At 71.0% G+C, this 18858-nt stretch carries 21 protein-coding genes and 1 pseudogene; 4 read left to right on the top strand and 18 right to left on the bottom strand.

Annotated elements, in window-relative coordinates; translation table 11 throughout:
• Positions 1-1371, bottom strand: a complete 1371-nt coding sequence (gene eccD, locus AB0L06_RS12955) for a type VII secretion integral membrane protein EccD (RefSeq protein WP_500231143.1) — start codon at positions 1369-1371, stop codon at positions 1-3.
• Between the two features lie 303 nt (positions 1372-1674).
• On the opposite strand from eccD, the gene eccCa reads away from it, so the two are divergent.
• Positions 1675-5667 carry a type VII secretion protein EccCa gene (eccCa, locus tag AB0L06_RS12950; RefSeq protein ID WP_500231142.1) on the top strand — a complete coding sequence of 1331 codons (3993 nt, stop codon included), beginning with the start codon at positions 1675-1677 and terminating at the stop codon, positions 5665-5667.
• A 69-nt stretch (positions 5668-5736) separates the two neighbouring features.
• On the opposite strand, the gene AB0L06_RS12945 is transcribed toward eccCa, so the two are convergent.
• The 11 genes and pseudogenes from AB0L06_RS12945 to AB0L06_RS12895 all read right to left on the bottom strand — a co-directional run bounded on the left by AB0L06_RS12945 (position 5737) and on the right by AB0L06_RS12895 (position 12093).
• On the bottom strand, positions 5737-7068 hold the full coding sequence (locus AB0L06_RS12945; RefSeq protein ID WP_500231141.1) for a S8 family peptidase: 1332 nt from the start codon (positions 7066-7068) through the stop codon (positions 5737-5739).
• Between the two features lie 175 nt (positions 7069-7243).
• Positions 7244-7552, bottom strand: a complete 309-nt coding sequence (locus AB0L06_RS12940) for a DUF1416 domain-containing protein (RefSeq protein ID WP_500231140.1) — start codon at positions 7550-7552, stop codon at positions 7244-7246.
• Between the two features lie 58 nt (positions 7553-7610).
• Positions 7611-8450, bottom strand: a complete 840-nt coding sequence (locus AB0L06_RS12935; RefSeq protein ID WP_500231139.1) for a sulfurtransferase — start codon at positions 8448-8450, stop codon at positions 7611-7613.
• Positions 8447-8602: a DUF4395 family protein gene (locus AB0L06_RS12930; protein WP_500231138.1), complete on the bottom strand. Its 156-nt coding sequence runs from the start codon at positions 8600-8602 to the stop codon at positions 8447-8449. The genes AB0L06_RS12935 and AB0L06_RS12930 overlap by 4 nt, the downstream gene beginning before the upstream one ends.
• Before the next feature lie 79 nt (positions 8603-8681).
• Positions 8682-8885, bottom strand: a pseudogene (locus AB0L06_RS12925) (DUF4395 family protein); the annotation flags it as partial.
• A 75-nt stretch (positions 8886-8960) separates the two neighbouring features.
• Positions 8961-9047, bottom strand: a complete 87-nt coding sequence (locus tag AB0L06_RS12920) for a putative leader peptide (RefSeq protein WP_407920867.1) — start codon at positions 9045-9047, stop codon at positions 8961-8963.
• A 141-nt stretch (positions 9048-9188) separates the two neighbouring features.
• Positions 9189-9596 carry a thioredoxin family protein gene (locus AB0L06_RS12915; protein ID WP_500231137.1) on the bottom strand — a complete coding sequence of 136 codons (408 nt, stop codon included), beginning with the start codon at positions 9594-9596 and terminating at the stop codon, positions 9189-9191.
• A gap of 40 nt (positions 9597-9636) precedes the next feature.
• On the bottom strand, positions 9637-10341 hold the full coding sequence (locus AB0L06_RS12910) for a zf-HC2 domain-containing protein (RefSeq protein WP_500231136.1): 705 nt from the start codon (positions 10339-10341) through the stop codon (positions 9637-9639).
• Entirely contained in the window at positions 10338-10850 is a 513-nt protein-coding gene (locus AB0L06_RS12905) for a sigma-70 family RNA polymerase sigma factor (RefSeq protein ID WP_500231135.1), read from the bottom strand. The genes AB0L06_RS12910 and AB0L06_RS12905 overlap by 4 nt, the downstream gene beginning before the upstream one ends.
• An 84-nt stretch (positions 10851-10934) precedes the next feature.
• On the bottom strand, positions 10935-11639 hold the full coding sequence (locus AB0L06_RS12900) for an LmeA family phospholipid-binding protein (RefSeq protein ID WP_500231134.1): 705 nt from the start codon (positions 11637-11639) through the stop codon (positions 10935-10937).
• Between the two features lie 199 nt (positions 11640-11838).
• Positions 11839-12093 carry a MoaD/ThiS family protein gene (locus AB0L06_RS12895; protein ID WP_500231133.1) on the bottom strand — a complete coding sequence of 85 codons (255 nt, stop codon included), beginning with the start codon at positions 12091-12093 and terminating at the stop codon, positions 11839-11841.
• Positions 12094-12285: 192 nt separating this feature from the next.
• Between AB0L06_RS12895 and AB0L06_RS12890 the strand changes: the two genes are divergently transcribed.
• Positions 12286-12999 (top strand): winged helix-turn-helix transcriptional regulator, encoded by a 714-nt coding sequence (locus AB0L06_RS12890; protein ID WP_500231132.1) that lies wholly within the window; start codon positions 12286-12288, stop codon positions 12997-12999.
• A 40-nt stretch (positions 13000-13039) separates the two neighbouring features.
• On the opposite strand, the gene AB0L06_RS12885 is transcribed toward AB0L06_RS12890, so the two are convergent.
• Positions 13040-13372 (bottom strand): TfoX/Sxy family protein, encoded by a 333-nt coding sequence (locus AB0L06_RS12885; RefSeq protein WP_500231131.1) that lies wholly within the window; start codon positions 13370-13372, stop codon positions 13040-13042.
• Between the two features lie 137 nt (positions 13373-13509).
• On the opposite strand from AB0L06_RS12885, the gene AB0L06_RS12880 reads away from it, so the two are divergent.
• Together AB0L06_RS12880 and bla are read left to right on the top strand one after the other, a co-directional pair.
• Positions 13510-14202 carry a DUF4190 domain-containing protein gene (locus tag AB0L06_RS12880; RefSeq protein WP_500231130.1) on the top strand — a complete coding sequence of 231 codons (693 nt, stop codon included), beginning with the start codon at positions 13510-13512 and terminating at the stop codon, positions 14200-14202.
• A gap of 107 nt (positions 14203-14309) precedes the next feature.
• Positions 14310-15230 (top strand): class A beta-lactamase, encoded by a 921-nt coding sequence (gene bla / locus AB0L06_RS12875; RefSeq protein ID WP_500231129.1) that lies wholly within the window; start codon positions 14310-14312, stop codon positions 15228-15230.
• Positions 15231-15308: 78 nt separating this feature from the next.
• On the opposite strand, the gene AB0L06_RS12870 is transcribed toward bla, so the two are convergent.
• The 5 genes from AB0L06_RS12870 to pstC all read right to left on the bottom strand — a co-directional run bounded on the left by AB0L06_RS12870 (position 15309) and on the right by pstC (position 18714).
• Entirely contained in the window at positions 15309-15662 is a 354-nt protein-coding gene (locus AB0L06_RS12870) for a helix-turn-helix domain-containing protein (protein ID WP_500231128.1), read from the bottom strand.
• On the bottom strand, positions 15659-16033 hold the full coding sequence (locus AB0L06_RS12865; RefSeq protein WP_500231127.1) for a type II toxin-antitoxin system RelE/ParE family toxin: 375 nt from the start codon (positions 16031-16033) through the stop codon (positions 15659-15661). Before AB0L06_RS12865 ends, AB0L06_RS12870 begins: the two co-directional genes overlap by 4 nt.
• An 81-nt stretch (positions 16034-16114) precedes the next feature.
• A complete protein-coding gene (gene pstB, locus AB0L06_RS12860) occupies positions 16115-16891 on the bottom strand; it encodes a phosphate ABC transporter ATP-binding protein PstB (RefSeq protein ID WP_500231126.1) in 777 nt (258 codons plus the stop codon).
• A gap of 24 nt (positions 16892-16915) precedes the next feature.
• Positions 16916-17800 (bottom strand): phosphate ABC transporter permease PstA, encoded by an 885-nt coding sequence (gene pstA, locus AB0L06_RS12855; RefSeq protein WP_500231125.1) that lies wholly within the window; start codon positions 17798-17800, stop codon positions 16916-16918.
• Positions 17797-18714, bottom strand: a complete 918-nt coding sequence (gene pstC, locus AB0L06_RS12850; protein ID WP_500231320.1) for a phosphate ABC transporter permease subunit PstC — start codon at positions 18712-18714, stop codon at positions 17797-17799. The genes pstA and pstC overlap by 4 nt, the downstream gene beginning before the upstream one ends.
• Positions 18715-18858: the final 144 nt, after the last annotated feature.

The raw sequence follows: 18858 nt of genomic DNA, 5'->3' as shown, positions 1-18858 counted from the left end.
TCACCCCGCCAGGCCGCGGATGCGGCCGTAGAGGTCCAGCGAGGCCAGGGCCAGCGGGATCAGCGAGATCACCACGAAGATGTCGAAGATGTCGCCGGCACGGCCCCAGAACGGGGACGGCCGGTGGTTCGGCAGCCAGATCGAGACGCCGACCACGATGCCGACCACGATCAGCAGGGGCAGCAGCCCGGTGGCGAGCATGAGGAGCTGCGAGTCGCCGCGCCAGGCGGTGCCGATCTCCAGCAGGCCGAGGCCGGTGAAGCCCGCGACCAGCATCCAGGACCGCTGCGTGACGCCGCGGAACACCCGGCTGCGGAGCAGCAGCGACACCGACATCGCGCCGATGGTCGCGGCGGGCGCCCAGCCGGACGAGGTGGCCAGGAAGAGCATCCCGCCGATCGCCGAGAGCGCGACGCCCGCGATCAGGCCGGTCGCGAACTTGTCCGCGATGCCGGTGCGGGCGAGCACCTGGCGGCCGTCCACGGTCTCGATGTCGCGGCGCAGGTCCTCCGCGCTGGCCGGGACGGGCGGCAGCGGCATCCGCGCCAGCTTGAACGCCAGCGACGGGACGGCCGGTGTGAGCATCATCACGACCACGGCGGCGCAGGCGGCCAGGCCCGCGGCGGGCAGCCCCCCGACGGCGAGCTCGACGCCGGACGCGATCGCCGCCGCGATGGCGGCGACCGTGACGCCGAGGAACATCGCCAGGCCGTCCGCGACCGCGAACATCGCGATGACCGAGACCAGCGCCATCACCCCGAACCCGGCGAGCATGTGGGGCGCGCCGAGGTCGAGCAGCGTGGAGTGCGAGCGGGCCGGCGCGAGCAGGCCCGCCAGGAACGCGTGCGGCAGGGCCGCGTAGCCGAGGATCATCCCGGCCCCGGAGTCGGCGAACGCGCGCGACAGCGCGGCCGCCGCCACCACGGTGACCACCGCGATCAGGCCCGCCGCGGCGGCGGGCGCGATCCACGGCGGCCCGGACATCGCGATGACGAACGCGCCGACCAGCAGGGCGGCGGCCGCCGCGCCGAGGCCGAAGCGCCGTGTGGACGCGGGCCTCCAGCGGTCGGAACGTTCCTTCATGCCCTCCGCGATGACGTCGGCGACGTCGTCGAACGACATCTCCGGGAGCTGCGCCATGCGGGGGCGGAAATACAGGATCTCGCCGTCGCGGACGCCGAGGTTGCTCAGCGTCCGGGCGGCGTCGAACGCGCCTTCGTCGAGGCGCTGCAGCACCCAGCCGGAGTGGGCGAGCCCGGCGTCCGCCAGGTTCTCCCCGGCCGCGCGCAGCAGGGTGGGCAGCATGTGCGCCAGGGGCACGTCCGCCGGCAACGAGACGTCGATCCGCCTTCGTGGCGCGACGATCGTCACCCTGCACAGTTCGGTTGTGGCGGGGGAATTCACTGGGCTCCCGTCCTCCGGATCGTCGGATCGAACGCGAAGCCTAGGATGTTGGGTCCCAATACGCTAAATCAACCACTGACCGACAGTCACCCCGAGGCTCACACGTAACACCCTCGGGGCCGACCAGATACCGAGATCGCCCCCCGCCGGAACCGAACTCCCCCGGACCGCATCAGAGTCGCGCCGGAACCGCGCCCGGCTCTGAGCCCGTCCCCGATCCGTCCCGACCCGAGCCTGCCGCCACCGGCGCATCCGTGGAGGAACTCCCAGGTGAGCACGACCCTCGTCCGACGCAAGGAACGCAGGCAGCCGCCCCCGGCACCCAAGGGCGAGCTGCTGCTGGAGTCACCGCCCGAACTGCCCGAACAGCAGAGCGGCGGCATGCAGGCGGTGCTCACCTTCATGCCGATGGCGGTGATGCCGCTGATGATGGGGCTGATGCTCCTCGGCGGCAACAACCGCGGCCCGATGGCGGCGATCAGCTCCGGCGGCATGGGCCTGGCAATGCTCGGCATGCTGATCGGCCAGCTGACCCGGGGCTCCGGCGAGCGCAAGTTCAAGCTGAACGGCGCGCGCCGCGACTACTTCCGCTACCTGTCGCAGGCGCGCCGCAAGGTCCGGCGGGCCGCCGACCAGCAGCGCGAGTCGCTGGAGTGGAACAGCCCGGCGCCCGGCTCGCTGTGGTCGCTGGTGATGAGCGCCCGGATCTGGGAGCGCCGCCCCACCGACCCCGACTTCGGCAACGTCCGGATCGGCGCCGGCCCGCAGAAGCTGGCCGTCCAGCTGATCCCGCCGGAGACCAAGCCGATCGAGGACCTGGAGCCCATGACGGCGGGCGCGCTGCGCCGGTTCGTCCGGGCGCACTCGACCGTGCCGAACCTGCCGGTCGCGGTGTCGCTGCCGTCGTTCTCGCGGATCCTCCCGGCGGGCGACATCGAGGCGGTGCGCGGCATGGTGCGGGCGCTGATCGCCCAGCTGTGCGCGTTCCACTCCCCCGACGACGTGCGGGTCAGCGTGTGCGCGGCGCCGCAGGCCATGCCGCACTGGGACTTCGTCAAGTGGTTGCCGCACTCGATGCACCCGCAGGTGACGGACGCGGCGGGCCCCGTCCGGCTGATGGCGAACACGCTGACCGAGCTCGAGGCGATGCTCGCCTTCGAGGTGAAGGACCGGCCGCGGTTCACGCCCGGCCTGTCCCAGAACGACCTGCCGTACCACGTGGTCATCGTGGACGGCGGCGCGGTCACCCCTGACTCGCAGATCGGCGCGGACGGCATCGAGGGCGTCTGCGTCATCGACATCACCGGGCACGTCACGCACACCGCGGACAACACGATGCTGCGGCTGCGCGTCGCGCCGGACAAGATGGCGATGCTGCGCCGCGACCGCACCGGCAAGGACGTCCCGACGCTGCTCGGCCGTCCGGACGAGTTCAGCTACGTCCAGGCGGACGGCCTGGCCCGGCAGCTCGCGCCGCTGCGCGCGTCGGCGGCCGCGGGCGGCGCCGAGCTGGACGCGCTGTCCCAGGCGATGACGCTGACGAAGCTCCTGAACAGCGGGGACGCCGCGCAGCTGAACGTCGCGCAGGCCTGGCGCCCGCGCGCGCCGCGCAACCGGCTGCGCGTGCCGATCGGCGTCGACGCCGAGGGCCGTCCGGTCGAACTGGACATCAAGGAGGCCGCGCAGGGCGGTTTCGGCCCGCACGGCCTGTGCATCGGTGCGACCGGTGCCGGTAAGTCGGAGCTGCTGCGCACCCTGGTCCTCGGCCTGGTGATGACGCACTCGTCGGAGGTGCTGAACTTCGTCCTGGTCGACTTCAAGGGTGGCGCGACCTTCCTGGGCATGGACGGCCTCCAGCACGTCTCGGCCATCATCACCAACCTGGAAGACGAACTCCCCCTCGTCGACCGCATGTACGACGCCCTGCACGGCGAGATGGTCCGCCGCCAGGAATGGCTCCGCGCCGCCGGCAACTACGCCTCACTGCGCGACTACGAGAAGGCCCGCGAACAGGGCGCGCCCCTCAAGCCGATGCCCACCCTGTTCGTCGTCCTGGACGAGTTCTCCGAACTCCTGTCCGCCAAGCCCGACTTCGCCGAACTGTTCGTCATGATCGGACGACTCGGACGATCCCTCGGCGTCCACCTCCTCCTCGCCTCCCAGCGACTCGAAGAAGGCAAACTCCGCGGCCTCGACACCCACCTGTCCTACCGCATCGGCCTGCGCACCTTCTCCGCCATGGAATCCCGCGTCGTCCTGGGCGTCCCCGACGCCTACGAACTGCCGCAGGCACCCGGCAACGGTTACCTGAAGGTCGGCACCGACACGATGACCCGGTTCCGCGCCGCCTACGTCTCGGGGCCCTACACCCCGGGCGAGGACGCACCGCAGCAACAGCAGGAAGGCGGCCCGCGCCAGGTCGCGCAGATCGTCCCGTTCACCCCGACCTACGTCCAGCCGCAGATGCTGGAGAACCCGCAGCAGGAGCAGGTCAAGAAGGAGGACGAGGGCCCGCAGATCAGCCTGTTCGACACGGTCGTGAAGCAGCTGGCCGGACACGGCCCGCCGCCGCACCCGATCTGGCTGCCGCCGCTGGACGAGCCGTCCTCGCTGGACGCCAGCCTGCCGAACCTGCAGGCCACCCCCGAGTTCGGCTACACCACCGCCGGCTGGGAGGGCCGCGGGCGGCTGCACGCGTTCGCGGGCATCGTCGACCGCCCGTTCGACCAGCGCCGCGACCCGATGTGGCTCGACCTGGCCGGCGCCGCCGGACACGTCGGCGTCGCGGGCTCGCCGCAGGCCGGCAAGTCCACCCTGCTGCGGACGCTGATCACGTCCCTGTCGCTGATGCACACGCCGCAGGAGGTCCAGTTCTACATCCTGGACTTCGGCGGTGGCTCGATGGCGTCGCTGGCCGACCTGCCGCACGTCGGCGGCATCGCGTCCCGCCTCGACACCGACCGGGTCCGCCGGACCGTCGCCGAGGTCGCCGGGCTGCTGGAGTCCCGCGAGCGGATGTTCACCGAGCGCGGCATCGAGTCGATCGCCGCGTACCGCAAGATGCGCGCCGAGGGCCAGATCCCCGGCGACGGCTTCGGCGACGTGTTCCTCGTCGTGGACAACTGGCTGACCGTCCGGTCGGAGTTCGAGGCCGTCGAGTCCACGATCACCGACCTCGCCGCGCGCGGCCTCGGTTACGGCATCCACATCATGGCCGCGACCAACAAGTGGTCGGAGTTCCGGATGACCATCCGGGACCTGTTCGCGACCAAGCTGGAGCTCAAGCTCGGCGACCCGTACGAGTCGGAGATGGACCGCAAGCTCGCCGCCAACGTCCCCGAGGGACGGCCCGGCCGCGGTGTCACCCGCGAGGGCCTGCACTTCCTCGGCGCGCTGCCGCGCGTCGACGGCGGGACGTCCGCAGACGACCTGTCCACCGGCGTCAAGCACCTGGTCGACACGGTGAACGCGGCCTGGCAGGGCCGGCCGGGAGCGCCGCAGGTCCGGATGCTGCCGGACGAGCTGCCGCTGACCCAGCTGCCGCAGGTGACCGAGACCGGCAAGCGCGTCCCGATCGGGCTCGACGAGGACACCCTGTCCCCCGTCCTGATCGACTTCGAGGCCGACCCGCACTTCGTCATGCTCGGCGACAACGAGTGCGGCAAGTCGAACCTGCTGCGCGTCCTGGTCGACGCGATCTGCGAGCGGTACACCCCGGCCGAGGCGCGGATCATCATGCTCGACTACCGCCGCGCCCTGCTCGACTCGGCCGAGCGCGAGCACGTCATCGGGTACGCCGCGTCCTCCACGGCCGCGACGGGCCTGATGAAGGACACCAACGGCGCCCTGGTCAACCGGCTCCCCCCGTCCGACCTGACGCCGGAGCAGCTGCGCAACCGGTCCTGGTGGTCCGGCTCGGAGCTGTTCCTCATCGTGGACGACTACGACCTGGTCGCCACCCCGTCCGGCAACCCGCTCGCCGGGCTCGCCGAGCTCCTGCCGCAGGCCCGCGACATCGGCATGCACCTGATCCTGTCCCGCACGATGGGTGGATCCGGCCGCGCCATGTTCGACCCGGTCCTGCAGCGCCTGAAGGACATGGCCAGCCCGGCGCTGATCATGTCCGGCAACAAGGACGAGGGCAACCTGTTCGACGTCCGCCCCCAGCCCCTCCCCAAGGGCCGCGGCACCCACGTCGACCGCCGCGCGGGCAAGCGCCTCATCCAGACCGCCTTCCACCCCACGACTCCCCGGGAGTCCTGACCGCACCAACGGCAGAGGCCCCGCACCGTTGGACGGTGCGGGGCCTCTCGCTTTGATCGCCAGGGGAGGTCAGTCCTCGGCGACCTCCTGGGGAATGCGGGCCTTGGTGGGGCGCCAGCCGCGCTTGCGGCCGAGGGGGATCACCGCGCCGCCGAAGGCGACCAGCAGCGCGACGCCCATGGAGCCGCCCGCGACGCCCATCGCGATGTTCCGGGTGCGGTGGTCGGTCGGCGGGACGGGGGCGATGTTCACCGCGCCGGTCAGGGACTTCTTCGTCTGCTTCTGCTGCGGCTTGGCGTTCGGGTCGACGAGTCCGGTGACGGCCTGCTGCGGGTTGATCATGCCGAAGCCACTGCCCGTGCCGATGCTGCCCTCGGCGGTGATCTCCATACGGTTGATCACCTGCTGGTAGCTGAGCCTCGGATGCCGGGCCCGGACGAGCGCTGCGACCCCGGCCGCATAGGGCGCCCCGAAACTGGTGCCGTTCAGGGTGCCGACCGCGTACCCCTTGCCGAAGATGGACGTGACGTTCTGCCCCGGGGCCGAGACGTCGATGCGGGACCGGATGTTGGAGAAGTTCGAGATCGAGCCCTGCGCGTCCACCGCCGCGACCGAGAGCACCCCGGGATAGTCGGCGGGATATGCGGGCAGGGCCTTGCTCTGGTCCTTGGCGTTGCCCGCGGCCGCGACGATCAGGACGTCCTTGGCCTGCGCGTACTTGACGGCCTCCCTCAGCCAGGGCGTCGCCGGGGAGTCCGCGGACACGTTGATCACGCGCGCGCCCTTGTCCACCGACCACTTGATCGCCTCGCCGAGGCTCTTGTCGGTGTCGGACGACTCGGACGAGGTGAACTTGGCGTCCAGCAGCTGCACGTCCGGGACGACCCCGAAGAACGGCACGTTCCGGTTGCGCATGTCCCGTGCGCCGATGATCCCGGCGATCGGGGTGCCGTGCCCGGGGCAGTCGCGCACGCTGCCGTCGTCCGGGCCGTACCGCGCGACGACCTTGCCGTGCAGCTGCGGGTTCGAGGTCTCGATGCCGCTGTCCACGATCGCGACCTTGATCCCGTTGCCCTTGGTCGCCGCCCACACCTTCTCGAAGTCCAGTCGCGCCTGCGCCCAGGGCTGCTGGGTGATCGCGGACGCCGGGGCGCCGACCGGCGGGTTGTCGCACTTCGCCGGGGGTTGCGTCGGTTTGTCCGACGGCTTGTCGGACGGTTTGTCCGAGGGCTTGCCCGACGGTTTCGTGCTCGGCTTCGTACTCGGCTTCGTCGTGGGCTTGTGTGTCGGCTTGTGCGTCGGACTGGGCGCGGCCTGCGGCTCGGCGTCGGCGGCCGGTATCACCACCAGCATCGACGCCAAGGCCAGTCCCGTGGCTCCGGCGGCCACTCCCGGCCTCATGCCCGGTACACGCATTCCTCGTCCTCCCGAAGGCGCCGCTGTCCGGCTGGACCCGTACATTACCGACAATCATCGGACGTCCCGCCGCGCTCACCGGTGCCATCGGCCCGGAACGACGGAACCCCGCCGGGCACAGGGCCGGGCGGGGTTCCGGGCGACGGACCGTTCGCGGTCGTCAGATGGCCACCTCGAGGGCGGCCACCTCGCCGGTGCGGGCGGAGACGGTGCGGTCCACGCTCACGCCGCCCGCGGCGAGGACGCGGACCGTCCAGTCGCCGTCGGCGGCGAAGAAGCGGAACACACCCTCGTCGCCGGTCACGACCTCGGCGGTGAACTCGCCGGTGGAGTCGAGCAGGCGGGCGTAGGCGCTGGACACGGGCTGTCCGTCGCGGACGACGGTGCCCTGGATCACGGCCTCGTTGGCAAGGTCGACGGTCGCCGGAAGGTGCGCCGTCTGCGCGGGCGCTGCGCAGCCCTGGGTCATCGGAATCCTCCTTCTCCGCCTGGCACGGCGGACGGTGTCTTACCAGGTGGGGTCGGGGTTACTTGGCTTCGCCGAGCTCGATCGGCACGCCGACCAGCGAGCCGTACTCGGTCCAGGAGCCGTCGTAGTTCTTCACGTCCGGCAGGCCGAGCAGCTCGTGCAGGGCGAACCAGGTGTGGGACGAGCGCTCGCCGATGCGGCAGTAGGCGATGGTGGCCTTGCCCAGGTCGACGCCGGCCGCGGTGTACAGCGCGCGCAGGTCGTCGTCGGACTTGAACGTGCCGTCGTCGTCGGCCGCCTTGGACCACGGGATCGAGCGCGCCGTCGGGACGTGCCCGGCCCGCTGCGCCTGCTCCTGCGGCAGGTGCGCCGGGGCGAGCAGTTTCCCGGAGAACTCGTCGGGCGAGCGGACGTCGATCAGGTTCTTCGCCCCGATCGCGTCGACGACCTCGTCGCGGAACGCGCGGATCGCCAGGTCCTGCTCCTTGGCCTCGTACCGCGTGGCCGGACGGGACGGGACGTCGACGACCAGCTCGCGGGAGTCCAGCTCCCACTTCTTGCGGCCGCCGTCGAGGAGCTTGACGTCGCCGTGGCCGTACAGCTTGAAGTACCAGTAGGCGTAGGCGGCGAACCAGTTGTTGTTGCCGCCGTAGAGGATGACGGTGTCGCCGTTGGCGATGCCCTTGCGGGACAGCAGCTCCTCGAAGCCCTGCCGGTCGACGAAGTCGCGGCGGACCGGGTCCTGCAGCTCCGTCTTCCAGTCGATCTTCACGGCGCCGCGGATGTGGCCCTTGTCGTAGGCGGACACGTCCTCGTCCACCTCGACCAGGACGAGGCCGGGGGAGTCGAGGTTGGCCTCGACCCACGTTGCGTCCACCAGGACGTCTGAGCGGCTCATGCGGGAACCTCCCTGTCGGAGCGATCATTCGGTAGCGGGCGGCGGATCATCGGGTACATCTCGCAGCCGAGGCAGAGCCCGAACACCGCGTTCAGGAACGCCGCCGCCAGCGCGAGGGCCGTGGCGCCGAGCGCGATCCAGGGGATGTCCAACGCGAATCCAACCGTCCCCCACCAGCGCGAACACCAGTCCGACGCCCTGCGCGAAGCGGGGCGGGGAACCGGGTTCGAGATCTTCCGGGGGTGTGATGTGCGGCTGGACGAGCGCCCTGAAGACCAGCCCGTACGGAGCGAACCGCAGGCCGAGGAGTGCGCCGAGGGCGAAGACCAGGGTCTGGACGGCGAGCAGAGCCCCGCTTCCCGTGGCCAGGACCGCGACGAGGACGACCGGGGTGAGGACGGCGGCGAACCGTTGCCCTCGCGGGTCGACCTGCATCAGGGGCTCCCGGAACCGGGGAAGCGTGCGTACGAGCGGTGTTCGGAACACCGGAATCGGATGCGGCTCGATGCCTCAGACCAGGCGACAGAGCGAGGCGGACACGCGGCAGAAGTCGACCGCGCGACGCTTCGTGAGCAGCTGCTCTGTCCAGTAACGCACGTTCCGATGCTAAACCGGGGCGCGCGTCAATGTCACGCCTGTCTCGCCCTTCGAGACAGTGACAGGCGTCTCATCGCAGGTCAGAGCCCTGATTATCAATTTCCAGGACATCCGGCGGTTCCGCCGGGACGCCCCCGCGGATCAGCCCACGGCGGTCCCCAGCGCGGCGATCACGTCCACCTTGCGGGGCGCGCCGGCCGCCCGCCGCACGATCCGGCCGCCGGAGTCCAGCACCAGGACCGTCGGCGTCCGGACGATCTCCAGCCGCCGGACGAGGCCGAGGTTCGCCTCCGCGTCCACCTCGACGTGGACGACGCCATCGATCATCCCGGCGACCTCGGAGAGGATCCGGCGGGTCGTCCGGCAGGGGGCGCAGAACGCCGTGGAGAACTGCACCAGCGTGGCGCGTTCCCCCAGCTCAGAACCGAGATCGTCAGAGCGCAGCCGCCCGTCGTCCACCGCCCGCGACCTCCCGTCCCGCCACCGTCGCACCAGTCCGAACGCGGTCGCCGCCACCAGGGCGGCCACCGCGGCACCGCTGCCCATCACGTGCGTCAACATACGGCCCGCGCCCCGGATTCCGGGGCCGTCAGGTCGGGATGGTCACCAGATGCCGCCCGTCGAGCGTGTCCACCTGGAAGGACGCGATCCGGTCGCGCGAGTACATGGTCGTCGCGCCGTATTTCGCATGGTCAGCGGCATATGGGACGTACCAGCTGCCCAGCGACTCCCGTTCGCCGGACCGCGTGACGACGTACCAGCGACAGCTCGAGCCCGGCCGGACGCCGCCCACGGTGATCTCCGCGTGCGTCCCCCAGGCGCTCTGACGCAGGAGGACACTGGCCGTGACGTGTGTGGACCCGTCGGTCGCGGTGCGCGTCTCACCCGGCGCGGCACTGGTGGCGGACGGCCCGGGACCGGCCTGCGGGGCGCCCGCGACCTGGTGTCCGACCACGCCGCCGAGCACCAAACCGACGACCATGATCACGCTTGCGGCCACCGCCATCGGCGTCCAGCCGACCGCCGGACGGCGCCGGTACCAGGGACGGCGGCGCTCGGCGGCGGCGCGGGCGAGCAGGCCGTCCAAGACGGCCGGGGCGGGCTCGGACACCGCGTCGATCTGGGCCGGGTCCACCCGGCCGAGCAGCGCGGGAAGCCCTGCCAGCGCGGCCAGCTCGTCCCGGCACGCGGGGCAGGACGCCAGATGTTCGTCCACCCGGGACCGCTCGGCCGGGTCGATCGCGCCCAGGACGTAGACGCCCAGCGCGGTCCGCAGCTCTCCACATCCGGTCATGGCGCCAGCCCCCGCTCCTCCAACGCGAGGCGGAGCGCACGCAGGGCGTAGTACGTCCGCGACTTCACCGTCCCGGGCGGGATGCCGAGGGCGCGGGCCGCCTCGGTGACCGACCGCCCCCGGTAGTAGGTCTCCACGAGCACCGCCCTGTGGACGGGGCTCAGGTCGGACAGCGCCTCGGCGACCGTCCAGGACTCCAGCGCCCGGTCGATGTCGTCCACGCCGGGCATCGCGACCACCTGCTCGTCGATCCCGGTCTCGGGCGGACGGGCCCGGCGGGCGCGGTGCGCGTCCACCACCAGGTTCCGCGCGACGGTGAACAGCCACGGCCGGACGGGCCGTCCGGACAGCGCCTCGGGATGCCGCCAGGCGCGCAGCAGCGTCTCCTGTACGACGTCCTCGGCCTGAGGACGGTCGCCGCCCGTCAGCCGCAGGACGTATCCGAGAAGCGGACCGCCGTGCTCGGCGTACAGGGCGCGCAGTAGTCGTTCGTCCGCGGTGGCACCCACATAGACAACACGTCCGGGAAAGCCGTCCGGTTCACCGCCGTGTGGGCGAGACCGCGCGGCGGGCCACTTCCGGCCCGCCGCCGGCTAGCGGACGGTCTGCTGGAGCCGGCTCAGCTTCACGTTGTCGGCGCTCGCCGAGACCTTCAGCCCCTGGTCGGTCACCTGGATCTGGCTGATCCGCGACCCGACCGGCAGGTCGGTGAGCGGGACGTACCAGGTCAGCCGCTCCCGGACGGTGTCCAGCGGCACGGAGATCCCGCTCGTGCTGACCTTGACCGGCGTGATCGCGATGCCCCGCCGGGACGGCTTGACCGTCAGCTCGGCGGTGCCGTTCAGGCTGAACGCCATGACCTGCCCGGCCATGTCGACCTCGAGGTTCCCGCCCTTCGCCCGGACCGCCTTGACCTGCTCGGGCGCCCGCGACTTGATCACGTCGAACGGCAGCACCGCGGACGCCGTGGCGGTGCGAGCCGTCACGTTGTCGGCGTTCCCGGCCGCGACCTGGTCCAGCGGCGCGTTCACGCCGCGCATCTCGACCTTGACGTCGTGCACGGTGATGCCCTGCTGCGTCCAGTCGCCGATGCCCACGTCGATCTGGTCGTAGTCGCCCTGGAGCGCCTGGGTGAGGAACGGGATCCCGTGGATCGACACGTCGGGCTGCCGCGACAGGTTGTACTGCGCGGCGACCTGCTTCCCGATCTCGTTCTGCGCGACCCGCACCCCGATCCGGTCGGCGGCCACCAGCCCCACGACGAGCAGGACGAGCACCACCAGCAGGAACTTGCGCATCTCTCTCCTTCGGATCGCGAACACCGGCGTGGTCGCCACACAGTAGTTCGGGCGCCGCGGGGCTCCGCGTCACCCCAGGGAGTGATCCCCGGAGTTCATGTGACCTCCGTCATCTGCCGCCCACCGCCGTCCGGCCGGTCGCGGGGTGCTCCGCCTCATCGGGCGGGGCGCGGGACGCGTCGTCGGATGATGACCTCGGTCACCCTCCGGCGAAGGGCGGGAGGACCTCGACGACGCCGCCCTCGGGGAGCCGGACGTCCTCGTGCGGGCGGGAGCCGACCGGGTCGCCGTCGATGAGGAACGAGCTGCGCGCGACGACGCGCGCGAACTCGTCGTCCCTGTGGGCGGCGGCGGCCGCGAGCGCGTCGGCGAGGGTCGTCGCGTCGTACGCCTCCTCGGCCGCGCCCGCCGCGGCCTTGGCAGCGGCCCAGTACCGGATCATCCCCTTCGCCATAGGGTTCACCTTGCCAGAAACCGGGCACTCACCGCACCGACCGTTGCCGTCCGGGACGCGTTGTATATGCTCGAGGCCGAAGGGATCCGGGCGACGTGGCCAGGGAGCTCGCATGACGAGCCCGGTCACGGACCAGGGCTCGCACGCGAGCCGTCCGGGTCTCGACCTCTTTTCAGGGCGAGGAGGCGGCACTTGAGCAGCTTGCTCCTGCTGACCAACGCGTTGGAACCGTCCGACGAGATCCTGCCCGCGCTGGGCCTGCTGCTGCACTCGGTGCGGGTCGCGCCGGCCGAGGGGTCCGCGCTCATCGACGCCCCGCCCGCCGACGTCGTGCTGGTGGACGCGCGCCGCGACCTCGTCCAGGCCAAGAGCCTGTGCCGCCTGCTCCGCACCACCGGCCTCGACTGCCCGCTGCTCGGCGTCGTCACCGAGGGCGGCCTCGCCGCGCTCAGCCCCGAGTGGGGCCTTTCCGACGTGCTCCTCCAGAACGCCGGGCCGGCCGAGGTGGAGGCCCGCCTGCGCCTCGCGATCGGACGCGCCGCCGTCTCCGAGGCCGAGGAGGTCCCGGGCGAGATCCGCAGCGGCGAGCTCACCATCGACGAGGCCACCTACACGGCCCGCCTGCGCGGCCGCGTCCTCGACCTCACCTTCAAGGAGTTCGAGCTCCTGAAGTACCTGGCCCAGCACCCCGGACGCGTCTTCACCCGCGCCCAGCTCCTCCAGGAGGTCTGGGGCTACGACTACTTCGGCGGCACCCGCACCGTGGACGTCCACGTCCGCCGCCTGCGCGCCAAGCTGGGCGCCGAGTACGAGTCCCTCATCGGGACGGTCCGCAACGTCGGCTACCGCTTCGTCCCCGACCACCGCCCGGGCGACTCCGAGGAGAAGACCCCCGCCCGCACCTGAGCGGCCTCCGTCCGGTCGCCTTTGTCCGATCGTGTGATCGCTAGGCCTCCCCTCCCCTCGTCGCCTCGGTGATCCACAAGGTCAGGGCCTCGTCGGACGCGACGCCCTCCGCGTCCACCGAGATCCAGCCCTTACTCATGGGCTTGCCCCGCATCTCGGCCCAGTGGGCCCCTTCGCACACCAGCAGGTCGTCCGCCCGGTCGGGGGCGCAGTGGACCAGGAGGTGGCCGTCGGGGTGTGCGGAGACCGCCAGTCTCTCCGCGACCATGAACGCCAGCCCGCCGAACATCCGCACCTCGCGGACGTCGTCGCGCCCCGCCAGCGCGGCCCGGACACGCCCCGCCAGCTCACCGCTCTTGGCCTCTTCCGTCATGGCCGCGCCCCTTCCCCCCCCCGTTGGGTGCGGCCACCCTAGCCGCGCCCTAGGACATTTCCGGGCAGGGGCATGAATTCGCAGGTGGGAGGGCATGAAGCTCGATGACCCCCCGGTTCCAGCCGCTGGGGGTTCCCATGTCCGAGCACTACCCGCCGTCCGACCAGCCGGGCCAGCCCGGCCACCCAGGCCAACCCGGTCCGCCCGGCCAACCCGGCCCGTCAGGGCCATCGGGGCCGTCCGGGCCGACGGGGCCGTACGGGCAGGGCGTCCCGCCCGGCGGTGAACGGCCGCGATCGGGTGGGATCAGCGGGTTCGCGGTCACCTCGCTGATCTTCGGCATCCTGTGGCTGTGCGGCGTGGGCAGCGTGATCGCCATCGTGTTCGGCGTGCTGGCGCTGCTCCGCATCAAGAAGACGGGCCAGGGCGGGCGCGGGCTGGCCATCGCGGGGCTCGTCCTCGGCATCCTCGGCCTGCTGGCGGCGATCGTGTTCGGCCTGGTCGTCAAGGTCGTCGACAAGAACCACGAGACCAAGAACGCGATCATCCTTCTCGAGGCCGACGCGGCGGGCGGGTTGCAGAACGCCGACGTCACCTACTCCTTCGGCAACGTCACGAGCTACAGCACCCACGAGCACCTGCCCTGGCGCAAGCGCGAGCGCCGGGATCTGAGCGGGCTGGACGTCGTCCGGGTCGACATCCGGAACGACACGGCGTCGGGCACCGTGAACTGCCGGATCACCGTCGACGGCAAGGTCGTCAAATCGTCGAGCGCCACGGGCGGCTACAAGACCGCGTCCTGTATCTACAATCCGACCTTCGGCAGCTGACCTGGATGAATATCGCGTTCACTATCGATCCGCGATCAATATCGATATTGGACATCACCTGACGCGGCCTGCTCTACTCGGCGTTCACCCGAGAGAAGGCAGGCCTGATGGATCACCGCGGCACGTCCCGCCGAGCTCTGCTGGCGGCGACCGCCCTGCTCCCGCTCGCGGGCTGCGGCGATCCGCGTCGTCCGGCCGGCACGGCGTCCTCGGCGCCACGTCCGACGTCCCCGCCCACGGCCTCGCTCGACCCCGCGAAGTTCGCCGCCCTGGAGCGGAGGCACAAGGCCCGCCTCGGCCTGTTCGCGCTGGCGACCGGCACCGGAGCCACCATCGCCTATCGTCCTGACGAGCGATTCGCGTTCTGCTCGGTTTTCAAGGCTCTCGCCGCGGCGGCCATTCTGGACCGCAATCCGCTGAGCCACCTGGAGAAGCGCGTCCCCATCAACGCGGCGGACGTGAACTCGATCTCCCCGGTCACCCAGAAGCGCATCGGCTCCGCCATGACCCTCCGCGAGCTCTGCGACGCCGCGATCCGCTTCAGCGACGGGACGGCCGGGAACAAGCTCGTCCAGGACATCGGCGGCCCCGCCCAGCTCACCGCCTACCTGCGCCGCCTCGGCGACCCGGTCACGCGCATGGACGACCTCGAACCCGAACTGAACCGGATCGGCCCCGGCGACCCCAGGGACACCACGACCCCGAGGGCCATCGCCGCCGACTTCCAGCGGCTCGTCCTCGGCGACGCCCTGCCCGCCGACAAGCGAGCCGTGCTCACCGCCTGGCTGGACAAGGCCATGACCGCCCCGAACCGAATCCGCGCCGCCCTCCCACCAGGCTGGACGATCGCCCACAAGACAGGCACCGGCGACTACGGCCGCGCCACCGACGTGGCCGTCCTCCGCCCACCCCAGAACAAGCCCCCGCTCGTCCTGGCCGTCCTCTCCGACCGCAAGGGCTACAGCACCCCGCCCACCGAGCCCCTCCTGGCCGAAGCCTCCCGCCTGGCCATCACAGCCCTGACCTGACCGAGCCTCCAAGCCCGTGAAGAGGACCGTGCGAAAAACCTCCGTGCGGGCGTCCCGCCCCTGTGGCCCCCGCTCGGCTCAAGCCGCAGAAGTCCCGGCACCCGCCGGCGGCCCCCCGTGGGGAGCGAAGACGAAGGTGGACGTCTCGTCGTCCAGGCGGATGGTGAGCGCGGAGTCCAGCGCACTGGCGAGCCGGGTCAGCAGCGGCAGCGTGGGCACCGAGTCCCCGCCTTCGATGTTGGAGATCTGGGGCTGCGTCATGCCCGCACGCCGGGCGAGTTCCGCCTGGGAGAGCCCCAGCTCCGTACGGCGGTCGTAGACGGCCTGCCCGAGCCCGAGCGCGTACCCCGCTTCTGTGTAAGCAGGGGATTCCTCGACGGAATCCCCCAAGAGCCGCCGGGCTCTCCGGGTCTTCCACTGGTCGTGGTTCATCGCCCGTCCTCCGAGGTCCGGTCATACGTGTGCTCGGCCCTGCCATGCCCCGCCTCACACGCACTCTGCGCCAGCCGAGCCCGCTCGACCTCCGCCTCCTCACGAGGCCTGGACTTGCGGAACACGGTCAGCAGCACGATCCGCCGCTGCGGAGCAAGCCAGTAGGACAGACGGACGGCGCTCCCGTCCAGAGTGAAGCGGAGTTCCCGGAGCTTGCCCCCGAGGTGCCGCGAGTACGGTTCGCCGAGGGTCGTCGGACGCGCCGCGAGCATGTCGACCGCCCGCTCGACCTTGTCGTACTGCCGATCGGACAGCGCCCGCAGCCACTCCCGGATCTCCGGCTCGATCTCGATCCGCCACAGCTCGCTCACTCTGCGACTATATGAAGAATTGTATAACCGGGGGCTGGGATCCGAAACCTCCCCACCGGTGCGGAGTGTGCGGCGGGGCGGTTAGCCGAAGCGGCCGGTGATGTAGTCCTCGGTGGCCTTCTGCTCGGGGTTGGTGAAGATCTTCGAGGTGTCGTCGATCTCGATGAGCTTGCCGGGCTTGCCGGTGCCGGCGATGTTGAAGAAGGCGGTCCGGTCGCTGACGCGGGCGGCCTGCTGCATGTTGTGGGTGACGATGACGATCGTGTACTGGTTCTTCAGCTTGGCGATCAGGTCCTCGATGGCGAGGGTGGAGATCGGGTCGAGCGCCGAGCAGGGCTCGTCCATCAGCAGGACCTGGGGCTGGACGGCGATCGCGCGGGCGATGCAGAGGCGCTGCTGCTGGCCGCCGGACAGGCCCGCGCCGGGCTTGCCGAGGCGGTCCTTGACCTCTTCCCAGAGGTTGGCGCCCTTCAGCGACTCCTCGACGGTCTCGTCCAGCTGGGACTTGCGCCGGACGCCGTTCAGCTTCAGGCCCGCGGCGACGTTGTCGTAGATCGACATCGTCGGGAACGGGTTGGGGCGCTGGAAGACCATGCCGACGGTGCGGCGGACGGCGACGGGGTCGACGGACGCGCCGTAGAGGTCCTCGTCATCCAGCATGACCTTGCCCTCGACACGGGCGCCCGGGATGACCTCGTGCATCCGGTTCAGGGTGCGCAGGAAGGTGGACTTGCCGCAGCCGGACGGGCCGATGAACGCCGTCACCGAACGCGGCTCGACCGTCATCGAGATGTCCTCGATGGCGTGGGTGCCGCCGTAGTAGGCGTGCAGCCCCGAGACTTCGATCCGCTTGGCCATGAGACTTCGTACTCCTCGGGTGAACTAGCGTCCGGTGGGCTTGTACGCGCGCGCGACGAGCCGGGCCACCAGGTTGAACAGCATGATGATCAGGATCAGCACCAGCGCGCCGGTCCAGGCCCGGTCGACCGCGTTGGCGTTGGGGTCGGCCGCCTGGTCCCAGATGAAGGTGGGCAGGGACCCCTGCGGGCCGGTGAACGGGTCGGTGTTGATCGCCTTCGTGATGAAGATCGTCAGCAGCAGCGGGGCGGTCTCGCCCATGACCCGCGCGACGGCGAGCATGACGCCGGTGATGATGCCGGGCAGCGCGGTCGGCAGGACGACGAAGCAGATCGTCCGCCAGCGCGGCACGCCCAGCGCGAAGGACGCCTCGCGCAGGTCGTTCGGGACGAGCTTCAGCATCTCCTCGGCCGCCCGGATGACCGTCGGGATCATCAGGATGGCCAGGGACAGCGCGCCGGCGAAGCCGGAGAAGCCCATCTTGAGGGTCAGCAGCCACAGCGCCAGGACGAACAGGCCCGCGACGATGGACGGGATGCCGGTCATGACGTCCACGAAGAAGCTGACGGCCTTCGCCAGCTTGCTCCGGCCGCCGTACTCGACCAGGTAGACCGCGGCGAGCAGGGCGATCGGGACCGCGATCACGCTGGTGATCAGGACCTGCTCGAGGGTGCCGATGATCGCGTGGTAGGCGCCGCCACCCGCGTCCTTGCCGGCCAGGCCGTTCATGGAGTGGCCGAAGAAGTCCGCGTCGAAGCGCTTGGCGCCGTGCTTGACCACCGTCCACAGCAGCGAGATCAGCGGGATCACCGCGAGCGCGAACGCCAGGTAGACCAGGCCCTGGACGAGCCGGTCCTTGATCTTGCGCCCGGCCGAGACCGACCCGAGCGAGGTGGACGGGCTGCTCACACGAACTCCTTGCGGCGGGCGACGACCGCCCGGGCCGCCATGTTGACGACGAGGGTGATCACGAAGAGGACGAGGCCGGAGGCGATCAGCGCGCCGCGTCCGGTGTCGGTGGCCTCGCCGAAGCTCTTGGCGATGTTCGCGGCGAAGGTGTTGCCGCCGTCCTCCAGGAGGTGCACGTTCACGCCGGGCGCGAAGGTCAGCACCATCGCGACGGCGATCGTCTCGCCCATCGCGCGGCCGAGGCCGAGCATGGACGCGCCGATCACGCCGGACCGGCCGTAGGGCAGCACCGACAGCCGGATCATCTCCCAGCGGGTCGCGCCGAGCGCCAGCGCGGCCTCCACGTTCGCGCGCGGGACCTGCAGGAAGATCTCGCGGGAGATGGACGAGATGATCGGCAGGATCATGATCGCCAGCACCACCGAGGCGGTGAAGATCGAGTTCTTGCCGGGGCTGTCGCCGCCGAAGAACGGGATCCAGCCGAGCACGGTGTTGAGGAACTTGCTGACCCCGTCCATGTGCGGGGCGAGGACGAGCAGCCCCCACAGGCCGTACACGATCGACGGGACGGCCGCGAGCAGGTCCACGACGTAGCCGAGGCCCGACGAGAGCTTGCGCGGCGAGTAGAACGCGATGAACAGGGCGATGCCGAGCGCGACCGGGGTGGCGATGATCAGCGCCAGCGCGGACGACACGACCGTGCCGAAGGCGAGCTGGACGATGCCGAACTTCGCGGGCGTCGCGTTCGGGTTCCAGTCCTGCGAGGTGAGGAAGTTCGCCTTGTTGGCCTGGAGCGCCGGGATCGCCTTCCAGACGAGGAAGACCGCGATCGCGGCCATGATCGCCAGCACCAGGATCCCGGAGCCGCGGGCGGCCCCGGCGAAGATCCTGTCACCGGCCCGGCCGGTGCTCATCCGCCGGCCCTCTGCGCGATGCCGCGCGCCGACCGCGGCGTCGACGCCGGACTGACTGCTCACGGGGAACCCTCCTGGTGGGGTGGGATGGGGTGAACCGGGGGTAGCCCCCTGGCCAGTGGTGCTGGCGAGGGGGCTGCCGGT

It is taken from the genome of Spirillospora sp. NPDC052269 (assembly GCF_040679435.1).
In the GTDB taxonomy this organism is placed as follows: domain Bacteria; phylum Actinomycetota; class Actinomycetes; order Streptosporangiales; family Streptosporangiaceae; genus Spirillospora.
The sequence above is the reverse complement of the archived record's forward strand: the minus strand, read 5'-3'. Positions and strand labels throughout refer to the sequence as shown.

Coding starts and splice junctions, on each gene's coding strand:
- AB0L06_RS12945 (WP_500231141.1), bottom strand. CDS start 7,068: ATGAGGCCGGGAGTGGCCGCCGGAGCCACGGGACTGGCCTTGGCGTCG.
- AB0L06_RS12940 (WP_500231140.1), bottom strand. CDS start 7,552: ATGACCCAGGGCTGCGCAGCGCCCGCGCAGACGGCGCACCTTCCGGCG.
- AB0L06_RS12935 (WP_500231139.1), bottom strand. CDS start 8,450: ATGAGCCGCTCAGACGTCCTGGTGGACGCAACGTGGGTCGAGGCCAAC.
- AB0L06_RS12910 (WP_500231136.1), bottom strand. CDS start 10,341: ATGACCGGATGTGGAGAGCTGCGGACCGCGCTGGGCGTCTACGTCCTG.
- AB0L06_RS12900 (WP_500231134.1), bottom strand. CDS start 11,639: ATGCGCAAGTTCCTGCTGGTGGTGCTCGTCCTGCTCGTCGTGGGGCTG.
- AB0L06_RS12895 (WP_500231133.1), bottom strand. CDS start 12,093: ATGGCGAAGGGGATGATCCGGTACTGGGCCGCTGCCAAGGCCGCGGCG.
- AB0L06_RS12885 (WP_500231131.1), bottom strand. CDS start 13,372: ATGACGGAAGAGGCCAAGAGCGGTGAGCTGGCGGGGCGTGTCCGGGCC.
- AB0L06_RS12880 (WP_500231130.1), top strand. CDS start 13,510: ATGTCCGAGCACTACCCGCCGTCCGACCAGCCGGGCCAGCCCGGCCAC.
- bla (WP_500231129.1), top strand. CDS start 14,310: ATGGATCACCGCGGCACGTCCCGCCGAGCTCTGCTGGCGGCGACCGCC.
- AB0L06_RS12870 (WP_500231128.1), bottom strand. CDS start 15,662: ATGAACCACGACCAGTGGAAGACCCGGAGAGCCCGGCGGCTCTTGGGG.
- pstB (WP_500231126.1), bottom strand. CDS start 16,891: ATGGCCAAGCGGATCGAAGTCTCGGGGCTGCACGCCTACTACGGCGGC.
- pstC (WP_500231320.1), bottom strand. CDS start 18,714: ATGAGCACCGGCCGGGCCGGTGACAGGATCTTCGCCGGGGCCGCCCGC.